The organism is Streptomyces odonnellii (assembly GCF_000981895.1).
Lineage (GTDB): Bacteria > Actinomycetota > Actinomycetes > Streptomycetales > Streptomycetaceae > Streptomyces > Streptomyces odonnellii.
On the sequence record NZ_LATD01000146.1, the window covers coordinates 1 to 21,442 of the forward strand.

At 71.5% G+C, this 21,442-nt stretch carries 13 protein-coding genes; 5 read left to right on the forward strand and 8 right to left on the reverse strand.

Annotated features, from left to right (window positions below; all coding sequences use genetic code 11):
• From mfd to WH07_RS15100, 3 genes are all read right to left on the reverse strand, one after another.
• Window positions 1–2,817: transcription-repair coupling factor (gene mfd, locus WH07_RS15090; protein WP_046500396.1), on the reverse strand; the 2,817-nt coding region annotated here is incomplete at its 3' end.
• 321 nt (window positions 2,818–3,138) lie between these two features.
• The gene (locus tag WH07_RS15095) at window positions 3,139–3,708 is read right to left on the reverse strand and encodes an RICIN domain-containing protein (RefSeq protein ID WP_232788904.1); all 570 of its coding nucleotides are present in this window, start codon (window positions 3,706–3,708) and stop codon (window positions 3,139–3,141) included.
• 144 nt (window positions 3,709–3,852) lie between these two features.
• Window positions 3,853–4,848: a polysaccharide deacetylase family protein gene (locus tag WH07_RS15100; RefSeq protein WP_046500397.1), complete on the reverse strand. Its 996-nt coding sequence runs from the start codon at window positions 4,846–4,848 to the stop codon at window positions 3,853–3,855.
• Window positions 4,849–5,156: 308 nt separating this feature from the next.
• On the opposite strand from WH07_RS15100, the gene WH07_RS15105 reads away from it, so the two are divergent.
• Window positions 5,157–6,677 carry a putative glycoside hydrolase gene (locus WH07_RS15105; protein WP_232788905.1) on the forward strand — a complete coding sequence of 507 codons (1,521 nt, stop codon included), beginning with the start codon at window positions 5,157–5,159 and terminating at the stop codon, window positions 6,675–6,677.
• A 90-nt stretch (window positions 6,678–6,767) separates the two neighbouring features.
• Here WH07_RS15105 and WH07_RS15110 read toward each other — a convergent pair whose 3' ends face one another.
• Window positions 6,768–9,344: an ABC transporter permease gene (locus WH07_RS15110; protein WP_046500398.1), complete on the reverse strand. Its 2,577-nt coding sequence runs from the start codon at window positions 9,342–9,344 to the stop codon at window positions 6,768–6,770.
• Complete coding sequence (locus tag WH07_RS15115; RefSeq protein WP_046500399.1) at window positions 9,341–10,129, reverse strand: ABC transporter ATP-binding protein; 789 nt, start codon at window positions 10,127–10,129, stop codon at window positions 9,341–9,343. Before WH07_RS15115 ends, WH07_RS15110 begins: the two co-directional genes overlap by 4 nt.
• A gap of 400 nt (window positions 10,130–10,529) precedes the next feature.
• Between WH07_RS15115 and WH07_RS15120 the strand changes: the two genes are divergently transcribed.
• Window positions 10,530–12,200 (forward strand): MFS transporter, encoded by a 1,671-nt coding sequence (locus WH07_RS15120; RefSeq protein WP_046500400.1) that lies wholly within the window; start codon window positions 10,530–10,532, stop codon window positions 12,198–12,200.
• A gap of 42 nt (window positions 12,201–12,242) precedes the next feature.
• Here WH07_RS15120 and WH07_RS15125 read toward each other — a convergent pair whose 3' ends face one another.
• A complete protein-coding gene (locus tag WH07_RS15125; RefSeq protein WP_046500406.1) occupies window positions 12,243–14,297 on the reverse strand; it encodes a helix-turn-helix domain-containing protein in 2,055 nt (684 codons plus the stop codon).
• 185 nt (window positions 14,298–14,482) lie between these two features.
• Here WH07_RS15125 and WH07_RS15130 point away from each other — a divergent pair, with 185 nt between their 5' ends.
• On the forward strand, window positions 14,483–16,024 hold the full coding sequence (locus tag WH07_RS15130) for a short-chain fatty acid transporter (protein ID WP_079023239.1): 1,542 nt from the start codon (window positions 14,483–14,485) through the stop codon (window positions 16,022–16,024).
• Between the two features lie 180 nt (window positions 16,025–16,204).
• On the opposite strand, the gene WH07_RS15135 is transcribed toward WH07_RS15130, so the two are convergent.
• A complete protein-coding gene (locus WH07_RS15135; RefSeq protein WP_408645850.1) occupies window positions 16,205–18,790 on the reverse strand; it encodes an SUKH-4 family immunity protein in 2,586 nt (861 codons plus the stop codon).
• A gap of 5 nt (window positions 18,791–18,795) precedes the next feature.
• On the reverse strand, window positions 18,796–19,773 hold the full coding sequence (locus tag WH07_RS15140; protein ID WP_079023240.1) for an SMI1/KNR4 family protein: 978 nt from the start codon (window positions 19,771–19,773) through the stop codon (window positions 18,796–18,798).
• A 387-nt stretch (window positions 19,774–20,160) separates the two neighbouring features.
• On the opposite strand from WH07_RS15140, the gene WH07_RS15145 reads away from it, so the two are divergent.
• Together WH07_RS15145 and WH07_RS15150 are read left to right on the forward strand one after the other, a co-directional pair.
• On the forward strand, window positions 20,161–20,661 hold the full coding sequence (locus WH07_RS15145) for a YwqJ-related putative deaminase (protein WP_046500402.1): 501 nt from the start codon (window positions 20,161–20,163) through the stop codon (window positions 20,659–20,661).
• 2 nt (window positions 20,662–20,663) lie between these two features.
• Window positions 20,664–21,155, forward strand: a complete 492-nt coding sequence (locus WH07_RS15150; protein WP_046500403.1) for an SUKH-3 domain-containing protein — start codon at window positions 20,664–20,666, stop codon at window positions 21,153–21,155.
• The last annotated feature ends 287 nt before the right edge of the window (window positions 21,156–21,442 follow it).

Consider the following 21,442-nt stretch of genomic DNA (forward strand, 5'->3'; position numbering starts at 1 on the left):
CCCCCGCCCCACCCGGCCACGGAGCTGATGGAGCTGTGACAGACCGAAGTTGTCACCGCGCTCCACGATCAGCGTATTGGCGTTCGAGATGTCGATGCCCGACTCGACGATCGTCGTGGAGACCAGCACATCGAACTTCTTCTCCCAGAAGTCGACCACCACCTGCTCCAGCACGCTCTCCGACATCTGCCCGTGCGCCGTCGCGATCCGTGCCTCGGGCACGATCTCGCGCAGCCGCGCCGCGGCCCGGTCGATCGACTCCACCCGGTTGTGGATGTAGAAGACCTGGCCCTCGCGGAGCAGCTCGCGCCGGACGGCCGCGCCGATCTGCTTCTCCTCGTACGGCCCGACGAACGTCAGCACCGGATGCCGCTCCTCCGGCGGCGTGGTGATCGTCGACATCTCGCGGATACCGGTGACCGCCATCTCCAGCGTCCGCGGAATCGGCGTCGCGGACATGGTGAGGACATCCACATTGGCCCGCAGCTTCTTGAGCTGCTCCTTGTGCTCGACGCCGAAGCGCTGCTCCTCGTCCACGATGACCAGGCCCAGGTCCTTGAACTTCGTCTCGGACGAGAACAGCCGGTGCGTACCGATCACCACGTCGACCGCCCCCTCCCGCAGCCCCTGGAGCGTCGCCTTCGCCTCCGCGTCCGTCTGGAAGCGGGACAGCGCCTTCACGGACACCGGGAACTGCGCGTACCGCTCGGAGAACGTCCCGAAGTGCTGCTGCACCAGCAGCGTCGTCGGTACGAGGACCGCGACCTGCTTGCCGTCCTGGACCGCCTTGAAGGCCGCCCTCACCGCGATCTCCGTCTTGCCGTACCCGACGTCGCCGCAGATCAGCCGGTCCATCGGGACCGTCTTCTCCATGTCCTCCTTGACCTCGGCGATCGTCGAGAGCTGGTCGGGCGTCTCCACGTACGGGAAGGCGTCCTCCAGCTCCCGCTGCCAGGGCGTGTCGGGGCCGAAGGCATGACCGGGGGCCGCCATCCGCGCCGAGTACAGCTTGATCAGGTCGGCGGCGATCTCCTTGACGGCCTTCTTGGCGCGCGCCTTCGTCTTCGTCCAGTCCGCGCCGCCCAGGCGGTGCAGCGTCGGGGCCTCGCCGCCGACGTACTTCGTGACCTGTTCCAACTGGTCGGTGGGGATGTAGAGCCGGTCGCCCGGCTGGCCGCGCTTGGCCGGGGCGTACTCGACGAGCAGATACTCCCTGGTCGCGCCCTGCACCGTACGCTGCACCATCTCCACATAGCGGCCCACGCCGTGCTGCTCGTGCACGATGTAGTCGCCCGATTCCAGGGTGAGCGGGTCGATGGTCTTGCGGCGCTTGGCGGGCATCCGGGCGCCGTCCTTGCCGGCCGCCTTCTGGCCGGAGAGGTCGGTCTCGGTGAGGACGGCCAGCTTGAGGGCCGGGGCGACGAATCCGTAGTCGATCGAGCCGCACAGGACATGCACCACGGACGGCGTGATCCCGGCCGGCCCGCGCGCGCCGCTCGCGCCCGGGGTGTCGAGCCGGGCGGGGATGCCCTCGCCGCCGAGCACCTCGACCGTACGGGACGCCGTGCCGTGCCCCTCCGTGACGAACACGGTGCGCCAGCCCTCGGCCAGCCACCCCTTGGTGTCGGCGAGCGCGCGGGCCGTGTCCCCGCGGTACGACTCGGGGGCGTGCATCCCGAGCGTGATGGACTCCTCGGTGAGGTCCTCGTCCACCGCGAACGGGGACACCGACCACCACATCATGCCCAGCTCACGCGCCCGGTCCCGGACGTCCGCGATACCCCGGAGCGAGGCCGCGCCGACATCGATCGGGGCCTCGCCGCCGCCCGCGCTGGCGGCCCAGGACGCCTGGAGGAACTCCTGGCTGGTCGCCACCAGGTCCGCCGCCCGAGTCCTGACCCGCTCCGGGTCGCACACCAGGGCCATCGAACCGGCGGGCAGGACATCGAGCAGCAGCTCCATGTCGTCGACGAGGACAGGAGCCAGGGACTCCATGCCCTCGACCGCGATCCCCTCAGCGATCTTCCCGAGCAGTTCGCCCAGCTCGGGGTGGGCCTCGGCGAGTACGGCGGCCCGCTCCCGCACCTCCGGTGTGAGCAGCAGCTCACGGCAGGGCGGCGCCCACAGTCCGTGCTCCGCGACTTCGAGGGACCGCTGGTCGGCGACCTTGAAGTACCGGATCTCCTCGACGTCGTCGCCCCAGAACTCCACCCGCAGGGGGTGCTCCTCGGTGGGCGGGAAGACATCCAGGATGCCGCCGCGCACCGCGAACTCGCCGCGCTTCTCGACCAGCTCGACGCGGGCGTACGCGGCTGCCGCCAGCGCTTCCGTCACCTCGTTCAGATCGGCGCTCTGCCCGGAGCGCAGGGCCACGGGCTCCAGGTCGCCGAGCCCCTTGACCTGCGGCTGGAGCACCGACCGTACGGGCGCGACGACCACGCTGACCGGGCCGGCCGTCGGATCGTCCGCCGACGGGTGCGCGAGGCGGCGCAGTACGGCGAGACGGCGGCCCACGGTGTCGGAGCGGGGCGAGAGCCGCTCGTGCGGCAGCGTCTCCCAGGAGGGGTACTCGACGACCGTGTCCGGGTCCAGCAGCGAACGCAGGGCCGCCGCCAGGTCCTCGGCCTCCCGCCCGGTGGCGGTCACGGCCAGCACGGGCCGCCCCGCCTCGCGCGCCAGCGCGGCCACCGCGAAGGGCCGCGCGGCGGGCGGTCCGACCAGGTCGACATGCGGACGGTGACCGGCGGTGGCGGCCTTCACCGCTTCGGCGAGCGCCGGATCACGTACTACGGCGTCCAGCAGACCGTGCAGGCTCATGAAGGGGGTTCCATCCAGGCGGTGGGCAACGCGGAGCACCCGACACGTCAGACGGGCCGGGAGTCCTCCAGCCTACGACGCGCCTCGGACATCGGGGACGCCTCGGGGGTGGTCCACCGGTCCGGGGTACGGGACGGGGCCGGGAGCCGAGCCGGTGGATGCCAAGAGCCTGCATGGTGCGGGCCGGGAGCCGGGACGGCGCGGGCCGGCCGCGCCGGGGAACGCGTGAGCGGGGGCGTCCCCGGAAGGACGCCCCCGCTCGGGGCCGCTGGGCCCGGCCCGCTCCGCCCGGCCGGAGTGAGCCCGATCAGGCCTGCCAGGTCAGAGGCGGGTCTCCCACGAGAGCAGCCATACGTCATTGGCGGCACCGGCGGCCGTGCACCGGTACTGGATCAGCGGGTTGCCCCGGCCGACCCCGCCCCTGACGTTCAGACACTTGCCGCTGGACCGGGCCACGAGCTGGTACCCCTTGCCCTTGGGAACCATCCGCCACTGCTCGTTGGCCGCGGTGCCGCAGGTGTACTGGATGACCGCCGTGCCGTCGGCGGAGCCGCCGCCCCTGACATTGATGCACTTGCCGCTGCTGACGGACCGGAAACGGTAGTACCCGCCGCCCGTGCTCTCGGGCTTCCAGCGCTCGTTGGCCGCACGGGACAGGGGCCACTGGATGATGGCGGCCCCGTTCTGCGAGGAGTTCCCGCGTACGTTCGCGACCTGCCCCGGATCACTGGCCAGCCGGATGGTGACCTGCTCGACCCTGACCGCGCGCGGCGACGACTGCCCGGCCGCATCGCTGGCGGCGGCCGGGCTGAGCGCCCCCGCCGCCAGCGCCGCACACCCGGCCACCACGGCGGCCCCCGTCCCCAGCGTCCTGCGCATGCCCTTGACCATGACGCGTCCTCCTACGTTCTCGGTCCACTACCGTTCGTAGCGAATCTTGACCGCAGCGTAATAGAGGTATTTGCCCGCAAGACAGACACAGAGGACGGGCACTGATGTCCGAGACCTGACACGCAGGATGCGGCGGAGAGCGGTTTAGTACGGCCGGGCGCGGGAAGCGAAGGCCGGGGCCACCTGGTCCGCGGAGGTGCGGGGGAAGGCGATGGTGTTCGGGTCGCCGTCCGAGACGTACCAGTTCTTCGCGGCGGCGAGCTTGTCCAGCCAGCGCGACGAACCGAACTCGGCGTCCGCGTCCTTGGGGCCGGCCGAGCGGATTCGCGGGATGGCCTGGGGGGTGAAGTTCTTGGCGAACGGCGAGACCGAGGGGTTGGCGCCCACGAGGTACACGCCGTCGTAGCGGTAGCCCGTTCCCCGTGCGGCGACCCCAGCCTGCTGGGGCATGGCCCCGAAGGGCAGGGCGAGGGACGTGACCCGGGTGCCGGGTGCGGCCTTCACGATCGCCTGCTGTCCGCCGGCGATGGCCTTCGTGGCGCCCGCCTGGTCCAGGGAGCGCAGATTCTGGTGGCGGTCGGTGTGGTTGCCGACCTCATGCCCGTGCTTGTTCAGCCAGGCCAGCGCCGTGGCCGAACCGGTGGCCGAGAAGGCGTCCGCGTTGACGAAGAAGGTCGCCACCGGCTTGAACGCGGGGTACTTCTTCGCCGTCTCCGCCAGGATCGCGATGGCCGTGTCGGGCGCCGGATTGCCGTCCGGGCCGAGGCGCACCTGACTGTTGGTCGAGTCGTCGAACGTGAGAACCACCGGGTGCGTTCCGGCCGGGATGTCGATGCGGCCCGTCTGGAAGTCCCGGGCGGTGACCGGTACGTACTTCTCCCGGGCGAGGCGTTCCAGCTCGGCCCGGAAATCGGCCGGGGTGCGGTCGTAGACGCTGGCCGGTTTCGCGGTGAGCTGGTGGTACATCAGCACCGGCACCTGGCCGAGTTCGTCGGCGCCGACCTTCGCCGGGTTCACGGCGACGGGGCTGGCCGCATGCGAGGCGGCCCCCCCGCCGGCCGATGACGACCCCGAGGAACAGCCCGAGACGAGCAGTGCGGCGCCTGCCAGGGCGCAGAGCGGGACGAGCGGGTGGCGCATGACGGACCTCCAAGGCGAATGTGTCGCGCCATCCCTACCGGCGACGGGAGCCCCCGTACCGCACAGTCCCCTGGATGGCGCAGTCACCACGCCGGGGCCGGACACGGCCTTTCGTGTGAAATACGGTCAGAAAAGGAGGAACGACACGCCGTAGGGCAATCAATGGAGGGACCACCCCCGACCACTGCACGAAGGACCTCATGATGGGCAAGAGACACATATCGAACTCCGCTTTCTCCTACGGTCAGCGCCGTCCGACCCGTCGGCGCGCCCTGATGGCGACGGCCGGGGCAGTCACACTCGCCGGAGTGGGCTGGACGACTTTCCTCGCACTGGGGCCGAGCGTGCAGGGCATCTCCGACGGCTCTGTGCTCAACGGCGGCAAGGTCGCACAGCTCAGCGCCTACCTCGACGCCGACGCGGCCGGCAGCCGGAACAAGGTGCGCGCCACCCTCGACGGCGCGGCGATCCCCGTTGTCGCCCAGGGCTCCCGGCTGAGGATCGCTCTCCCCCGCCTGCTGCCCGAGGGCAAGCACACCCTGGTGGTGAAGGGCGCCAGCAGTCTCCCCCTCGTGTCGTACCGCGAGACCGTGGACTTCACCGTGGACTCCACCGCGCCCGAACTGAAGGTGGCCGACCCCGAGATCAAGAGCACCGACAAATCCGTGACCATCACCGGTAAGACCAGCACCGACGCGAAGGTGACGGCCGACGGCAAGGAGGTCTCCGTCGACAAGTCCGGGGCGTTCAAGATCACGGTGCCCAAGGGCACCCCTGTTGTGAACGTCATCGCCGCGGACCGCGCCGGAAACACCACTACCAAGGACGTGAACGCCCGGGGCCGCCGCCCCATGATCCGTGCCGCGCACATCACCGCCATCGGCTGGGGCAACGACGCCCTCCGCACCCACGTGATGGCCCTCGTCCGGAGCGGCAAGCTCAACGCCGTGCAACTGGACGTCAAGGACGAGGACGGCGAGGTCGGTTACGCCTCCCAGGTGCCGCTGGCCCGTCAGATCGGCTCGGCGAAGGGCTACTACGACGCCCGCAAGGCGATCGCCGAGATCCACAAGGCCGGCGCCCAGGTCATAGGACGCATCGTCGCCTTCCGCGACCCCAAGCTCGCCACGGCCGCCTGGAAGTCCGGCAAGCGCAACCAGGTGGTGCAGACCCCCGACGGACAGGCGTACGCCGGCGGCGGCCACTACGGAAAGCTGGCCTTCACCAACTTCGCCGACCCGACCGTCCGCAAGTACAACCAGGACCTCGCCGTCGAGGCGTCCAAGCTCGGTTTCGACGACATCCTCTACGACTACGTCCGCCGTCCCGACGGCCCGCTGTCGAAGATGCGCTTCCCGGGCATCGGGTCCGCAACGCCCGAGCAGTCCATCGTCTCGTTCGTCGCCGACACCCGGACCGCGATGCGCCCGCACGCCAAATTCCTCGGGGTCTCGGTCTTCGGCATCGCCGCCACCCGGCCCACCGAGATCGCCCAGGACATCAGTGGCCTGGCCAAGGTGAGCGACTACATCGCGCCGATGGTCTACCCGTCCCACTGGGGTCCCGGGGAGTACGGAGTCGCCAACCCCGACACCGCCCCTTACGCGATCGTGCAGCGCTCGCTCGCCGACTTCGCCCGCCTGACGAAGGGCACACAGGTCGAGGTCGTCCCGTGGCTCCAGGACTTCTCGATGGGCAGCACCTACGGTCCGAAGCAGGTGGCCGAACAGATCAAGGCCGCGGCGGCCAACAAGATGAACTCGTTCATCCTCTGGAACGCCGGAGCCCGCTACCAGGGCGCGGCACTCCAGCAGATCGCCGCACACTGACGCGGCCCTGCGGGACACATGGCAACAGGTCCGGCCCCGGTGGGTGTTGGAGGTCGCCCACCGGGGCCGGGACATGCAGACCTTATCGCCCTACTCCGTCGCGATCGCGTTCAGTACGTTCATACGGCCCGCGCGGAAGGCCGGTATCAGGGCGGCGAACAGACCCACGAAGGCCGAGGCGACGAAGACCGTGATGATCGTCGGCCAGGGGATGTCCAGTACCCCGAGGCCCTCCAGGGCCAGGAGTTTCTGGGCCGACGTGCCCCAGCCCATGCCGAGGCCCAGCCCGAGCAGGGCGCCGAAGAGGGCGATGACCACCGACTCCAGACGGATCATGCGGCGCAACTGGCGGCGGGAGAGGCCGATCGCGCGCAGCAGGCCTATCTCGCGGGTGCGCTCCACCACCGACAGGGCCAGGGTGTTCACCACGCCCAGCACCGCGACGATGATCGCCAGGGCCAGCAGGCCGTACACGATGTTCAGGAGCTGGCCGATCTGGTCCTTCAGGTCCTGCTTGAAGTCGGTCTGGTCCTGCACTTTGTACTGGGGATAGGCGGCCAGCGAATCCTTGAGGGCCGCGTACGCCTCCTTCTCCTTCCCGTCCACCGCCGCCGCGAACATGATCATGTTCTTGGGCATCTTCTCGGCCGGCACATACTGCTCGACGGTCGTGATGTTCGTGTACATCGCGCCCTTGTCGACGCTCGTGTCGTCCGAGGTGATCGCCGCGACCTTCAGCTCGGCGGTCTTCCCGCCGGGGAACGCGACCGAGATCGCGTCGCCGACATGTACGCCGTGCTCGGTGGCGTAGGCGTCGCCGACCGATATCGCGTCCTTGCCGTACGCCCCGGACAGCTCGCCCTCGACGGTCTCGCGACGCAGGTCCTGCGCGTACGTCGGATCCGCGGCGACGATGCCGTCCGAGACCGTCTTCCCGTCCGGGGCGGTCAGCTTGGCATCGACCCACTTGTACTCGGTGACATGCTCGATGTCCGGCGCCTTCTCCAGCGCCGCCTGGGCCTGCGGCATGATCGGCTGGCCGTTGCCCGACTGGATGATGAAGTCCGCGCCGACCGACTTGTCGAGTTCGTCCGTCGCCGAGGCGACCATCGAGGAACCGACCACCGACAGGCAGGCCACCAGCGCGAGCCCGATCATCAGGGCCGCGCCCGTCGCTCCCGTACGCCGCGGATTGCGCAGCGCGTTGCGCTCGGCCAGCCGCCCGACCGGGCCGAACATCCGCAGGACGACGGCGCTCAGCACCCGTACCAGCCCGCCCGCGAGCAGCGGACCGATCACGACGAAGCCGACCAGCGTGCAGACCACGCCCACTCCGAGGAGCAGCGAGCCCTGGCCCGCTTCCTCGGCGCGCGTCGCCGCCAGCAGAGCGGCACCGCCGGCACCCGTGAGCACCAGCCCGATGATCGCCCTGACCCAGCCGGCCCGTGCGTCGGCGGGCGTACCCGCGTCGCGCAGCGCGGCCATCGGCGAGATCTTCCCGGCCCGCCGGGCGGGCATGTACGCCGAGACGACCGTGACCACGACGCCGAGCACCAGCCCGACCACCGGGGTCGTCCACTTCACGGTCAGGTCGTCGGTGGACAGTTCCATGCCGACAGCGCCCATCAGCTTCATCAGACCGACCGCGAGCCCGACCCCGGCCGCGACCCCGGCCACCGAGCCGACCACGCCGAGCAGCACGGCCTCCAGCAGCACCGAGCGGTTGACCTGCTCGCGGCTCGATCCCAGCGCCCGCATCAGCCCGATTTCCCGGGTCCGCTGCGCGACCAGCATCGAGAAGGTGTTGACGATCAGGAAAATCCCGACCAGGAAGGCGATCCCGGCGAAGCCGAGCATCGCGTACTTCAGCACGTCGAGGAACGAGCCGACATCCGCGCGGTTGGCGTCCGCGGCCTCCTGCTGGGTCTGGAGCTTGTACAGTCCGGCGCCGATCGCGGCCGCGACATCCCGCTTGAGCGTGCTGTCGCTGACGCCCGGCGCGGCCGTGACATTGATGTGTGTGAACCGGCCGGAGCCACCGAGCAGTTGGCGCTGGGCGGTCGCCGTGTCGAAGTAGACGACGGCCGCGCCCGGGTTGGTGACGGTGAAGGTGGCGATCCCGGAGATCTTCGCCGTGAGGTCGCCGGTGACCGCTATGGTGCGCAGCTCGTCACCGATCGCGAGATGGTGCTTCTCCGCGGTGTCGGCGTCGACCATCACCTCGGTGGGGCCGCGCGGGGCATGGCCCGAGGTGATCTCCATCGAACGCAGGTCGTTGCGCGTCCAGTTGCCCGCGATCGTCGGAGCACCGCTGGTCGCGCCCACGTTCTCGTTGCCGGCGTCGACGACGGTCACGCTCGTGCTGCTGACCGCGCCCTCGGCCGACTCGACTCCGTCCGCCTTCTTCACGGTCGCGACGAGCGAGGCGGGCAGCGATTCGGGCCTGCCGGTCTGGGAGATCTCGTCGGCGCCCTGGGCCGACTTGGGGCTGACCGTGACATCCGAGGAGGTCGCGGCGAAGAGCTTGTCGAACGTCGTGTTCATCGTGTCCGTGAACACCAGGGTGCCCGAGACGAAGGCCACCGACAGCAGGACCGCGACGGCGGAGAGCGCCATCCGCCCCTTGTGCGCGAGGAAGTTGCGCATCGAGGTTCTGAACACGGTCACGACGTACGCCCCCGTGCGTCGAAGTCCTTCATACGGTCGAGTACGGCGTCGGCCGTCGGCCGGAACATCTCGTCCACGATCCTGCCGTCCGCCAGATACAGCACACGGTCCGCGTACGACGCGGCGACCGGGTCGTGGGTGACCATCACGATCGTCTGGCCCAGTTCGTCGACGGACCTGCGCAGGAAGCCCAGCACCTCGGCGCCCGCCCGCGAGTCCAGATTGCCGGTCGGCTCGTCACCGAAGATGATCTCGGGCCGGGCGGCGAGCGCCCTGGCCACCGCGACCCGCTGCTGCTGGCCGCCGGAGAGCTGGGTCGGCCGGTGCTTGAGCCGGTCGGCCAGGCCCACCGTCTCCACGACCCGCTCCAGCCAGGCACCGTCCGGTTTGCGGCCCGCGATGTCCATGGGCAGCGTGATGTTCTCCAGGGCGTTGAGGGTGGGCAGCAGGTTGAACGCCTGGAAGATGAAGCCGATCCGGTCCCGCCGGAGCCGGGTGAGGTGCTTGTCCTTGAGCTTGGTGATCTCGGTCTCGTCGAGATGGATCTCGCCGGAGGTGACGGTGTCCAGCCCGGCGAGGCAGTGCATCAGCGTCGACTTGCCCGAGCCGGACGGGCCCATGATCGCGGTGAACTGGCCGCGGGCGATGTCCACGTCGACATGGTCCAGTGCGACGACCCGGGTCTCCCCGGAGCCGTACGCCTTGACGACCTGCCGCGCTCGCGCCGCGACGGCCGTACGCCCTCCCGTGCCCCCATGCTTGGGGATCGTTACAGCCGTTGTCACGGTATGTCTCCTAAGTCAGTCTTCGTTGGGCAAGGTGCCGGTAAGGCAGGTAGGTGCAGCGGTGATTCCGTGCTCTGAGTCTGTCGGCTTCTCGGGCGCCGCGCGCTGGTGCGCAGTGCAGACTTCGCCTGGGGTTTTCCCCACCCCTCTACTGCGGAGAGCCCCCTCGTACGCCCTCCCCAGCCGTAAGACCAAGGTAAAGAACGGGGTCCCGCTTTCTCCTCCTCCACCGGGACGAACCGCCCCCGGGCAGGAGTAAGGAGAACCCCCTAGGGGTCTCCACCCCCAGGAGGAGCCTCCGGGTGGACCCTTCGGCGCAGCCCGCCACGGGGTCCAGGACACGGCCCGCACCCTCCCGCCGCGGGAGGGTGCGGTGAGAAGGTGTCCCCCAATGAGATACATGCATAGGGAAAGGACTGCCGTGAGCGGCGCCGGCGGAAGTACCGAGGACACCGGACGTACCGAAGCGATACCCGACGCCCCGTCGGCGGGAGCCGCTCCCCCGCCGGGGCCGTCATCCGTTCCAAAGGCATCCCCCAGAGGCCCGGTGGTCGCCGCCCTGATGATGGGCATGGCACTCGCCGCCCTCGACGGCACCATCGTCTCGACGGCCGTCCCGCAGATCGTCGGCGACCTCGGCGGATTCGCCGTCTTCTCCTGGCTGTTCTCCGGCTATCTGCTCGCCGTGACGGTCACCCTGCCGGTGTACGGAAAGCTCTCCGACACCTTCGGCCGCAAGCCCGTCCTGATCGCGGGCATCGCTCTCTTCCTCGTCGGCTCACTGCTCTGCGCGACCGCCTGGAGCATGGGCTCCCTGATCGCCTTCCGCGTCATCCAGGGGCTTGGCGGCGGCGCGCTCCAGGGCACGGTGCAGACCATCGCCGCCGATCTCTACCCGCTCAAGGAACGCCCCAGGATCCAGGCCAAGCTGTCGTCGGTCTGGGCCACCTCGTCGGTGGCGGGACCGGCGCTCGGCGGGCTGCTCGCGGGGTACGCGGACTGGCGCTGGATCTTCCTGATCAACCTGCCGGTGGGCGCGGTGGCGCTCTGGCTCGTGGGCAAGTACCTTCGCGAACCGGGCCGTACGCGCCGTACCGTCACAAAGGTTACGGATACCGGCCGCTCAGCCCGTACGACGTCCGCTGAACGCCACCGCGTCGACTGGGCCGGTGCCCTCGCCGTCTTCGCGACCGGCGCCCTCCTCATCACCGCTCTCGTCCAGGGCGGCGTCGCCTGGCCCTGGCTCTCCGCCCCTTCCCTCGCCTTCCTCGGCGGCGCCGCCGTCCTCTCCGCGGCCACGGTCGCCATCGAACGCCGGGCCGCGGAACCGATCATTCCCGGCTGGGTCTGGCGCCGCCGCACCATCGCGGCCGTCAATCTCGCGCTCGGCGCGCTCGGGCTGCTGATGGTCGCCCCGACCGTCTTCCTGCCGACGTACGCGCAGTCCGTGCTCGGCCTCGGCCCGATCGCGGCCGGCTTCGTGCTCTCCGCGATGACCCTGAGCTGGCCGGTCAGCGCCGCCTTCTCCAACCGCGTCTACAACCGCATCGGCTTCCGGCAGACCGCCGTCATCGGGATCTCCCTCGCCCTGCTGGTCCTGCTGGCCTTCCCCCTGCTCCCCTACCCCGGGCAGGCCTGGCAGCCCGCGCTGATCATGCTGCTGCTCGGCGCGGCGCTCGGGCTGTTCCAACTCCCCCTGATCATCGGGGTGCAGGCGACCGTCGGCTGGTCGGAGCGGGGCACGGCGACCGCGTCCATCCTCTTCTGCCGTCAGGTCGGCCAGAGCGTGGGCGCGGCGGTGTTCGGCGCGGTGGCCAACACGGTGCTGGCCTCCCGGCTCGCCGACCCGCCCTCCCCCGGCCTTCCCCACGACCTCGACTCGGTCGCCCGCGCCCTGGAGAAGCCGTCCTCGCTCACCGCCGAAGCCGCGGACCATCTGCGCCGCGCGGTGGACGCGGCGGTCGAACACGTCTATCTGGGCGCGGCGTTCGCGGCGGCGCTCTCGCTTCTCGTACTGCTCCTGCTGGCCCCGAGACGCTTCCCGGTCCTCACCGAGAAGGACGACTCCTGAGCCCGTGAAGGGCCGGCGGGGCTCCGGCGGCGGCCGGCGGACTCAGGCCGTGGCGAGCACGCGCCTGAGCTGCAGCGCCAGTTGGGCCTCCAAGGCGTACTGCGGCGTGTTCCAGTCCTCGCCGAGGATCTGCCCGACCCGCTCCAGCCGCTGGCTGACCGTATTGACGTGTACGTGCAGTGCCGCGCCGGTACGGGCCAGGCTCTGCCCGTGCTGGAAGTACGACTCGACCGTGTCCAGCAGGCTCGTACCCCGGCGTTCGTCGTACTCGACCAGCGGGCCGAGCGTGCGCCGTACGAATCCGCCCGTATCGGCGTGCCGGCCGAGGACCAGGCCCAGAAATCCCAGGTCGTCCATGGCCGAGGCCGAACCGCCGCGCCCCAGCGCCTGGAGCGCGCCGAGACACTGGAGCGCCTCGGCGTAGGCGTCCGCCACCGCCGTCCCGTCCGGCGGACCGGCCGCGCCGACCGTCACCGGCCGGGCCAGCGCGGTGCGCAGACCCGCCTCCACGGCACGGGCGACCGCGGAGGGGTCGTCGCCGGGGACGAGCAGGACCGTACGGCCCTCGTGGCGGCCCGCGAGACCGCGCCGCGCGCCCGCCCAGGCGCCGGCGGCGGCCGACACGCGCTGTGTCGGTACGTCGTCGGCGGCGACGACCGCCACGACATGCGGCTTGTCGAGATCGGTGCCGAGGCGGCGGGCCCTCTCCCGTACGGCGAGCGAACCGCCGCCGTGGCGACCGCCGCCGGGCCGCCGGCTGAGCAGATCGGTGAGCAGCTCGCCGCGCACCCGCTCCTCGGCCTGGGCGAGCGAGGTACGGAAGAGCAGCAGCAGGGCGGTCACCGTCACCCCGCGTTCGAGGATCACCCGGTCGGTGTCGTCGAGCCCGCCGGCCCCGCCGGCTCCGGAGATCACCAGGGCACCGAGCGGTTCCTGATCGGCCACGACGGCCGCGACCGTACAGTTCCCGCAGGTCACGGCCCGGCCCTCGGCCCGGGAGCGGGCCATGGCATCGGCCAGCGCCGCCGCGCCGGGCCACTCCTCGGGACCGGGACCGGGACCGGGACCGGAACCGCCGTCGGGACGGCTTTCGGTGCCGGAACGACCGGCGACCCGGCCCTCTGTACCGGCGTGGCCCTCAGCACCGATGTGGCCGTCGGCGCCGAAGTCGCCGTCGGGGCGTCGGGGTTCGGCGACCCGGCTCAGCGGGCGGCCGTCGGGTCCGACCACCACCACCGAACCGTTCAGCGCCTCGCCGACCGCGTGCGCGATGTCGTCGACACCCCCGCCGCGTACGACAAGCCCGGTGAATCGCTCGTACGCGGCGGCCGCCCGCTCCACCGAAGCGCTACGCGTCTGTACGAGACGGTTCGCCGCGTTCAGGTCGGCCAGCGCGGTGTGGGTCTCCTGGAGCAGCCGCGCGTTGTCGAGCGCGACGGCCGCGTGGGCGGCCAGCGAACCGAGCAGGGCGACCTCGTCGTGGGCGAAGCCGCGCTCGCTGCGGTCCGCCGCGTACAGCACGCCGATGACATCGCCGCCGAGCCGTAGCGGGACTCCGAGGATCGCGATCAGACCCTCCTCCGTCACCGCCTCGTCGATCTCCCGCGTGTGCCTGAACTGGGCGTCGCCCAGATAACTGCTGCTGAAGTACGGCGACGCGGTCTGCACCACCAGACCGCCGAGTCCCGCGCCCAGGGGCATGAGGAGCTGCTGGAACTTCGCCGAGACCGAGCCGTTCGTCTCGCGCATGTACGCGCAGCCGCGCTCCGGGTCGTACAGCGCGAGGTACGCGGTGTCCGTGCCGAGCAGTTTGCGGGCTCTCGCGACGATCGCCTGGAGTACGGAGTCCACATCGCGCAGGGCGACCAGATCGGCCACCGTCTCGTACAGGGCGGAGAGTTCGGTCTCCCGGCGGCGGCTCTTGTCGAGCGCGGCCCGTACCCGCAGCGCCAGCAGCTTCGAGCGCTCCAGCTCGGCGACGGCCCCGGCGGTCCCCGCGCTCCCGCCGTCCGCCCGCGCGGCGATGACCAGTTCCTCGAACTCGGCCGCCGGCGCGTCCCGCGCCAGGAGCTCCAGAAACATCCGGCCGCTGTTCATCGAGGTCACGGAGCAGACCGTATCCATTCGGCCCAACCACCGGAAGTGCGTGATCCACATAGGAGGACCGCTGTCTGTGTGGACCGTCTCCATTGCACTCCGGGGGTGGGCGCCCGAGGATCCTCGGCACCGCACACCTGGGCCGGGTCCCCGGTCCCGGGGAAGCCCGACAGTGAGGACATGCGATGACCACGGCGCCCCCGCACAAGCCGGAGCCGGAACCAGAACCGGGCGCGACCGCGGGAGAAGCGGGCTCGGCGGGCGCGACGGGCGCAACGGGTGCGACCGGCGGCAAGGAACCCTGGCCGGCGCGGATGGCGCTGCGGTTCACCGCCTTCTCCGAGAAGTGGCTGCCCGACGCGCTCGGCTTTGTCCTCGTCGGCACCTTCGGGATCTTCGCCCTCGGCCTCGCGACCGGCGAACCCCTGCTCGGCACTCCCGCCGACCCGACCGCGACAACGGGATACGGGCTGGTGGACGCGTGGGGCCAGGGTTTCTGGTCCCTCATCACCTTCACTCTGCAAATGGCGATGATCATTATCGCCGGATACGCGGTCGCGGTCTCACCGCCGGTCGGCCGGCTGATCGCCCGGATCGCACAGGTGCCGCGCACCCCGCGCGGTGCCATCGCGTTCACCGCGGCCGTCGCCATGGCGACCTCATATCTGAACTGGGCCTTCAGCCTGATCTTCACAGCGATCCTCGCCAAGGAGATCGCCCGCAGGGTGAGCGGGGTGGACTACCGGGCGCTGGGCGCGATGGCCTTCCTCGGGCTCGGCACCGTATGGGCGCAGGGGCTGTCCGGGTCCGCGGCGCTCCAGGTGGCCAGCGCCGCGTCGAGCCCTCCCGCCGTGCAGAAGGTCATCGAGGAGGGGCGCGGCAGCGGGCTCATCCCCCTCACCGAGACGATCTTCCTGTGGCAGGGCATGGCGGCCACGGCGATCGTCTTTGTGATCGCGGTCGGTACGGCCTGGTTCCTGTCGCCCTCGCCGGAGCGCGCCAAGACCGCCGCACAGCTCGGGATCGAGCTGGGGCCGAGCGTGGCCGAGAAGCGCGCGGAGACCCGCCGCAGCAGGCCCGGCGAGTGGATCGAGTACAGCCCGGTCTTCGCCATCCTGCTCTTCGCACTCGGAGTCTGGTATCTGGCGCGGCACTTCGCCCGCGCGGAGGGCAGCGCGCTCAACGCCCTAGACCTGAACACCGTCAACCTCATTCTCATCCTGCTGGCGCTCATCCTGCACTGGCGTCCGGTGCGCCTCGCACAGGCCGTCAAGGACGGGACACCCGCGGCCTCGGGTGTGCTGCTCCAATTCCCGCTGTACGGCGGGATCTTCGGGATGATCGCCTTCACCGGGCTGAGCAAGACCATCGCGGGCTGGCTGGTGTCGGTCTCGAACGAGTTCTTCTACCCGGCCTTCATCGCCATCTACAGCGCCGTCCTGGGGGTCTTCGTGCCCAGCGGCGGCAGCAAGTGGGTCATCGAGGCGCCCTACGTACTGGAGGCGGCCAACCAGCTCCAGGTGCACCAGGGCTGGATGGTCGTGGTGTACGACCTGGGGGAGGCCGGCGCCAATCTGCTCCAGCCGTTCTGGATGCTGCCCACGCTGACGATCCTGGGCCTGAAGGCGCGGGACATCATGGGCTATACGTTCGCGATGTTCCTGGTGTGCTTCCCGGTGGTGCTGATCCTGGTCACCCTGTTCGCCCAGACGCTCTCCTTCCCGTAGGACCGGAATCCCGTCCGCGGTAACGGAATCACCTGAGGCGCGGGGGCCGGAGTCCTTTACGGGGCTCCGGCCCCCGCGCATCAGTGCACCTCTGTCGGCAGCGCCTCTGACAGCGTGCCTCAGCGCATATCTGTCAGCTCGTCCGCGTCGGTGTCAGCCTCGTCGGCGTCCGGCCGGCCGTCACAGCAGTCCGTCCCACATCTGCTCCAGCAGGACCGACCACCAGTTCTCCGGCGACGACAGCGCAGCCGCGTCCAGCGCCAGAAGCTGCGCCTGGAAGTCGACGGTCCAGCGGCCCGCCTGCTCCGGGTTGAGACCGAAGCGCAGCCGCCACATCCGGCCCAGCAGCGCCAACGACCGGGTGAATTCCGGCAGTCCGGTGTTGACGAACTGCGGCGGCACGGACTGTCCGCCCGGGCCCGCCTCCACCGGCACCGCCATGATGTGCGCCGTGCCGTACTGCACGCACAGCGCCCGCCCGAAGTCGCTGCCCACCACGAGATACGAACCGGCGTCCGGCGCCGCCTGGACCTGCCGCTGCGCGGCCAGCTCGGCGAGCGTCGGCACCACCGGCTGCGGTGGCTGCGCCCAGAAGAACGGCCCGAAGTCGGCCGGCAGACCCGCCCACACCAGCGTGCGCGCCACGATCTCCGGCACGCCCTGCCGGGACACCGCCCGCTGGTCGAACCGGCAGATGCCCTGCGGCCCGAACGCCCCCATCAGCTCCTGAGCGATCCCCTCCGGCGGTATGGGGGGCGCGGGCGCCATCGCGGGCAGCGGCGCCCGGACCGGCGCGGGCCGTGCGGGCCCGTCCGCGACCTGGTGCAACTCGCCCTGGTGGGTGAGGAGATGGCGCATGCCCTGCTGCCGGCTCGCGTGATCCTGTCCGTACGGCGCGACGCTGGTGATCCGGACCTGTGGCCAGGTCTCCCGGATCATCCGCGCGCAGTACCCGCCGGGCAGCTCGCAGGACTCCAGCTCCGTGTGCAGTTCGAGCACCTGCTGCGGCGGTACGTTCAGCGCGCGCAGCTCATGCAGGATCTGCCACTCGGGGTGCGGGGTGCCGGGCGCGGACCGCCGGATGAGCCGGGCCTCGGAACCGTCGGGCGCGCGATAGCGCAGCACGGCCTGATAGCCGGGGCCGACGGTCGGCAGACCGGCCGGCTGCTGCGGATAGCCGTACGCGGGCGGCGGCCCCGACGGCGGTACGGCACCGGGCGCACCGAGCGGCGGTACGGCACCGGGCGCGCCCGGGGGCACACCAGGAGCCCCGTGCGGCATTCCGGGCGGACCAGGAGGACCGGGCGGACCGGGTGGCTGCGGGGCCGACGGTGGTACGGCACCGCCCTGGCCGGATCCCGCGAGCATCGTCGCGGCATGGTGCACCGCACCCCCGGGCGCCCCGGGCGGACCGGGAGGTCCAGGGGGTCCGGGTGGACCAGGAGGCTGTACGGGAGCACCCGGCGGCCGGGGCGGCTGAGGCGCACCCGGACCACCCGGGCCAGCCTGGCCGCCCGGACCCGCGAGCATCGTCGCCGCGTGATGCACCCCGCCCGGAGGCGTACCGGGCGCGCCGGGAGGGCCAGGAGGACCCGGCGGGCCGGGCGGCCCGGGGGGACCCGGCGGGCGCGGACCGGCGGGGCCCGACGGACCCGAATTCGCGAGTGCGGTCTCCGCGTGGTCCGCTCCACCGGGAGGCGGCGGCGTACCCGGAGCGCCCGGAGGTCCGGGCGGGCCGGGAGGCCCGGGAGGCTGTGGCGCCCCGGGGCCGGAGTTCGACACCAACTGCGTCGGCAGATACCCGCCCGCCGGAGCACCGGGCGCGCCCGGCCCCGACTGCGGCGGAACCCCGCCGTGCGCACCGGGGGCGCCGTGCGCGCCAGGAGGCGGTACGGCCGCACCGCTCCCCGCCGGACCCGCAACGCCCGCACCGGAAGCGGCACTTGGGCCGCCTCCCGGACCCTCACCGGGACCCGTGCCCGTACCCGCGCCGTCCCTGCCCGGCATCGGGGACACCGCCGTACGCGGAAGCTGGCTGCCGCCCGACATCAGCGCGGTCGGCGCGTCGGCGGCCACCATCGGCGGCGGGGTGTCATCGTCGTCGGCCCCGGAGAGCGGCGGCGCGAACACCGTCGCGGGCAGCGGCACGGAAGCGTCCTCCCCCGAACCGGCGCCGTTGGTGTCCGTCCCGGCCCAGGGAGTCGCCCCGCCGGGCGTCCCCGGCACCGGAGCGGCAACGGCCGCCCCTTCCGGAGCACGGTGCTCCGGCACATGGCCACCGCCCCCATAGCCGCCCGGTGAAGCCCCCGCGCCCGCCGGGCCCGCACCGGCACCCACCGGGCCCGCGCCCGGCCCCGCCGCGGGCCCCGGACCCGACGACGCCCGTCCGTCCGGGATCCCCAGTCTGTCCGCCGCGTCCTGGAGCCACTCGGGCGGGCTCAGCAGGAACGACGTCTGGTTCAGATCGATCCGCTGGGGCGGTTCGGGTGCGCTCGGCGGCGCGTCCGGCACGCCGTACTCCTCCTCGTACCGCCGGATCACCTCGCCCACCGGCAGCCCCGGCCAGAGCGTCGCCTCACCGCTGTCCCTAGCGATGACCAGCCGCTGCCGGCCGCCGTCCGATATGGGCCCGGACTCGCGGTCCTCCGCCCACACCACGAAGCCCAGCTCGAACTCCCTTACCCGCACCTCCCGGTGCTGATAACCGGGCAGATCGCCGTTGACCCACTCTTCCGCGCGCTCCTGCGCCTGCGCGAAGGTCACCATCGCGCTCATCCCTCCACCGGGACGACGCGCGCGAAGCCGCCGTCCACCATCAGGTTCGCCACGGTCTCCAGCTCCGGCGGACTGCCCGCCAGCCGCAGCAGAAACGCGTCGAAGTCCTCCCCGCAGGGCAGCAGCAGCCGCTCCACCCGCTCCTGCACGCTCCAGCCGTCCCGGTCCCTGGCGTCGTCGTACGCGCAGAACCAGACCGAACCCGTCCGGGCGCCCCGCACCTGCACCGCCAGGATGCCGCCCTGCACAAAGGCAACTCCCAGGTAATCCTTGGTCAGATGGTCCCGCAGGCACTTGTTGACATAGACCAGGTCATTGACCGCGGCCTCGTCGCGCACCGTGAAGAACGGCTGGTCCACCAGCAGTCCGAGCTCCGGATCCAGCGCCACGCCCACCGGCGCGCAGCCGCCCGCCGCCTTCAGGAACGCGCGGTAGGCGCCCGGCAGCCGATAGCCGAGATCCTCCTCCACGCCCTGGAGCTGCTGCTCGCCCACCGACACCGCGCCCTTCGGCAGCCCGAAGTGCACCGGCCGGGTCTCCTGGAGCGGACGCGTGCCCCGCTTGCCGTGGTCAACCGCCGTCGTGGCCAGCCCGCCGTGGTGCCGCAGCAGCGCCTTCACCTCGACCGGTACCAGCACCAGCCGCCGCGAGCCCGGCAGATGGTGCCAGGTCCAGCCGTGCGGAGTCGCCACCGGGGGGACCGTGTCCCACAGCTCGTGCCCCGCGGCGTGCAGCGCGGCATTGGCCGACACATAGTCAGTGAGCCGCAGTTCGTCCACACCGAACCCCTCGGGGGGCTCGGCTATCTCCACCGCCGCCCGCGCGTACGGCGCGAAATCCGGATGGCCTGCGTCATCCACCCGCACCCCTCTGGGGTGCCGGGAGGCCCGGACCGGGTCCGGGAAATGCACGACCTGCCCGGCGTAGGCCGCGTTCGGTGGCGCGGCTTGGTGCCCGAGCCGACCTGTCGTCATGGCGGTTGCCCCCTGCTGTTGCGGCTGGTTCCACAGCCCTGATGCCGCACAGCCTATGCGGTGGGGCCAGAGGGGCACCGACGCTCCTCCACAGGGCCGATCCGATAATCCTCCCCGTGTTCGTCCCGCCCGCAATCCGAGCACGCGGGACCGGCCGCACCCCGCTCCCGTACCGACCGCACGCCCTGCCCGCTACCGGCCGCGTGCCCGCCCCATACCACACCGGAACCGGTGACCATCGGTCACATCGGCGTGACCCAGCGCCGACGTCACACCTTGATTCACGCCCCAGCTTCCCGATCGCAGTGGGCATTTGGCAGGCTGTCCACACAGTCGGGGGCGTGAGACCAGCGGCCACCAGCCGCGCAGGGGGGAAGGGGACAGCACGTGCACACCGCACCAGCAGACGCATCCGGCGACCCACGCCTCACCTGGAGCAGTGCGGAACCGCACCGTCCGCCCGCGCTCCAGCGCCGCCGCGACGGCATCCTGCCCGCCGTCGCCGCCGCGCTCTCCGTCCGGGGCGAGACCCTCACCTGCACCGGGGGCAAGGCCGACCAGCCGCCCGCGCTGCACCCCCTCGTACAGGACTTCCTCGACACCCTCACCAGCGGCCAAAGGGAACGTTTCACCGGGCGCTGCCCCGAGGCGATCCTGCTCTCCCGCCACCTCACCGCCGCCGAGGAGGCCCGCTCCAAACGCGCCCGGCGCAAGCCCCTGACCCACAGCGAGGCGCGCCGTGCCCTCAAGCACTCCAAACTGACGGCCCGTCGTATCCGCGAGGACGGCGACCCGCTGCACGGCAGTTACGCCCCGCCCTGCCGCTCCTGTACGGCGCTGCTCGCCCACTTCGGCGTACGCCCCGTCGACCCCACCCAGAACGGCTGAGCATGCCCGACCTCAACACCACCCGCTTTCCCGTGCCCGTAGACGCCGCGCTGCGCGAGGCGGGCTGGCAGCCGGGGCGCCGGGACATCCGGCAGGCCGAGGAGTGGGCCGACGCCCTGCGCGCCCACATCACGCCCGCGGGACACCGGCTCAACGTCTTCCCCTCGGCCGTCGAGGCATGGGCGGAGTTCGGCGGGCTGCGCCTCGGCGCGCCGGGGCCCGGCCGCCAGATCGCGCCCGCCTCGGTGCTGATCGACCCCATGGCGGGCATCCATCTCGCCCGTACGCTCGCCGACCTCGGACGGTCCCTGGACACGGAGATCGCGCCGCTGGGGGAGGAGAACCACGGGCAGGCGGTCCTCGCCATCGACATCACCGGGCGCGTCTTCAGCATCGACCACACGGGCGACTGGTATCTGGGCCCGGACGTCGACCATGCCCTGGGGACGCTGCTCACGGGAATGGAACCGGCGCGGCTGACGTCGGGCACGTAAGGCGGGCTCGTACGGCGGGCTCGCGGGACCGGCTCAAGACGGACTCGTAAGTAACCGGCTCATCGGCGTACGAGCGGCCTCGGGCCCGTAACCGTACGAGCAGCCTGGGCCCGCGCTACGCGTCAAAACGAAGCCGTACGGAGCTCTGCACACGCCCGTACGGAAGGACTCGGCCTACGCCGACGCGCGGTCCGCCTCCGCCGCCGGAGTCCGGTCCGGCAGCACCGCCGACACCCGGAAACCCCCCGCGTCCGTCTCCCCCGACACGAACACCCCGCCCAGCGCCC